General features: G+C 66.0%; 4 protein-coding genes and 1 pseudogene. 3 read left to right on the forward strand and 2 right to left on the reverse strand.

Annotated features, from left to right (window positions below; all coding sequences use genetic code 11):
- A pseudogene (locus JSE7799_RS03370) lies at positions 1 to 645 on the reverse strand (IS5 family transposase); the annotation flags it as partial.
- Between the two features lie 211 nt (positions 646 to 856).
- On the opposite strand from JSE7799_RS03370, the gene JSE7799_RS03375 reads away from it, so the two are divergent.
- The 3 genes from JSE7799_RS03375 to JSE7799_RS03385 are packed head-to-tail and all read left to right on the forward strand — an operon-like array spanning position 857 to position 1,645.
- A complete protein-coding gene (locus JSE7799_RS03375) occupies positions 857 to 1,108 on the forward strand; it encodes a hypothetical protein (RefSeq protein WP_055662346.1) in 252 nt (83 codons plus the stop codon).
- An 18-nt stretch (positions 1,109 to 1,126) separates the two neighbouring features.
- The gene (locus tag JSE7799_RS20860) at positions 1,127 to 1,312 is read left to right on the forward strand and encodes a hypothetical protein (RefSeq protein WP_222101698.1); all 186 of its coding nucleotides are present in this window, start codon (positions 1,127 to 1,129) and stop codon (positions 1,310 to 1,312) included.
- Positions 1,313 to 1,345: 33 nt separating this feature from the next.
- Positions 1,346 to 1,645: a hypothetical protein gene (locus JSE7799_RS03385; RefSeq protein WP_222101699.1), complete on the forward strand. Its 300-nt coding sequence runs from the start codon at positions 1,346 to 1,348 to the stop codon at positions 1,643 to 1,645.
- A 48-nt stretch (positions 1,646 to 1,693) separates the two neighbouring features.
- On the opposite strand, the gene JSE7799_RS03390 is transcribed toward JSE7799_RS03385, so the two are convergent.
- On the reverse strand, positions 1,694 to 2,106 hold a 413-nt coding region (locus tag JSE7799_RS03390; protein ID WP_144431541.1), incomplete at its 5' end, for a transposase.

A 2,106-nucleotide genomic window follows, 5' to 3' on the forward strand; every position in this document is an offset into this window, starting at 1 on the left:
CGCGTAGAGGGTCTTGTCCACGCCCGCGCGGGCCTTGCGGTTGCGGCGCATGGGGATGACGGGGATCGCCGGCCTCGGCCTCGGCCCAGTCGCGGATGCGGTCCGCGTCGTAGCCCTTGTCGGCAAGCAGTTCGCCCGGCGCGGGCAAGGCATCGTCCATGACGAGGTCGAAGCCTCTGTCGTCCGAGGTCTGGCCCGGCGTCACATCGGTGCGCATCGGCAGGCTCCAGCCGTTCGTGCGGAGGTGGATCTTGGTCGTCTGGCCACCTCTTGAGCGGCCAATACCCTATCGCGGAGTCCCCCTTTTGCGCCGGCTGCATGCTGATGCGCACGGATCACCGTGCTGTCGATCCTCTGCAAGCGGTCGGGCGGGTGATTGCGCTCGGCCGCGCCCTCGTTCAGGGCTTCCAGGATCGTCCCCCACAGCCCCGCGAGCGTCCGACGGCGGAACTGGCGGTAGACACGCGACCATTTGCCGAACTCCTCGGGCAGGTTGCGCCAGGGCGAGCCCGTCCGCGCGATCCAGAACACCCCGTCGAGCACCCGCCGGTGATCGCTTCCATGCCGCCCGTTGCGGGCTCGCACCCTCTGGATGAACGGCTTGAAGAACAGCCATTCCGCATCCGACATCAGTCCGCGTGCCATCACATCACCCGCCTGACCATAGTCCGGCAGCGCGATTCACACAAAAACCGTCAGGGAAAGGGTTTTGTCAACGCCGCCTAGAAATCGACTCGGCAAAGGAAATCGGTGCGCTGACGGCCGAAACTGTGCGCGTTTTTCACGACCGGCTCTACGATCCCGCGACCGCTGTGCTTGTCCTGGCGAGTGACGTCGATGGGCCGCGGCAGAGGGGTTGGCGGCCAACGGCACGCCGACACCTCGCCACATCCCGTCGATCACGGCGCCGTTCGCAGAATCGTTCGTGAAGACGCGGGAAGATGTGCTGCAGCGTCCTGAGCGCTGGAGCATCGCATCGGCCGTCACCCCCGAGGGAGCCGACTTCCTGCCAGCACTGAGCCTGGCGAGCGCCTACCTCGCCTCTTCGTTGCCGGAGGCGCCCGGCCGTGCACTGGTGCGCGGGCGCGCCAACGCGCGCAAAGCTTGAGCGTCTGTCTCTGAGGTGGTGCCGGGGTTTGTCGCTCTGGAGGCGGGCGTGGTCCTGAAGACCGGGCGCGCTCCGTCCAGTCTGGACGCGCTATGCGCGGCTTGGAAGGAACTGCGGGGCAGGCTTGTGCGGGACGATCTCGACGAGGCCACCGTTTTGCGGCCGCGCGATCGGCTGGTCCGCAACGAGGCGCGCGTTCGGTAGGACGCAATCGCCGCCGCGCTGTCGCTGATCGGCGTGATTGAGGCCGAAATGAGCGCTCCGCGCGAGAAGACCATGGCGAGCGAAGGTGCGCTTCTGCGCGATCCCGCGTTGCGGATTGACATCGCGATCGGCCAAATTTCTGCCGGCTTGCCCCTCTCGCCGCAGGCGCGCCGAGTAACAGTGAAGATGACGAATCTTTCCGCCATCAATGCGGCCGTACCGCATGCCATTCCGGAAGGCATGATCGGCGCGATCGTTACGCCGCGATCCGATCTGGTGGAAGGCGATCGTGTGGCCGCGACGCGTGAGTACCTGGTGACTTGCGCGGACTAAGGTGCTTGATCCGGAACCGGTTTGGTCGGAAACGGACTCCGCTGCGCACTACACGACTCCGCAGGGCTTTCGTGCTTCTGGGTTGATCCTCTGCCACGACGCGATGGCGTCGAGGGGATTGGATCTGAGGCGGCTTCGGATGTGGTCGAAGCCGGTTCGAAACCAGGATCTGGCGTAGTGGCCGTGGCTTTTGCGCGGCGGCGCGCGCTTGCCGAGAAGGTCTGCGGCGGCGCGACCGGCCCAGGCAAGGGCAAGCGCGACAAGGGACATGAGCAGAGCGAGTTTGCGTGGATCGGTGAGACGTGTGTCCTCGAGGTTGAGGCCACGCGTCTTGGCATCGCCGAACAGACATTCGATCGCCCAACGTTTGCGGTAGGTTTCGAGCGCGGTGCGCGGCGCGACGTTGGTAACCACGATCAACCACTCTCCCTTGAGCGGCTTGGCCGCGACGTTCAGGAGCG

The organism is Jannaschia seosinensis (assembly GCF_001408515.1).
Taxonomy (GTDB): domain Bacteria; phylum Pseudomonadota; class Alphaproteobacteria; order Rhodobacterales; family Rhodobacteraceae; genus Jannaschia; species Jannaschia seosinensis.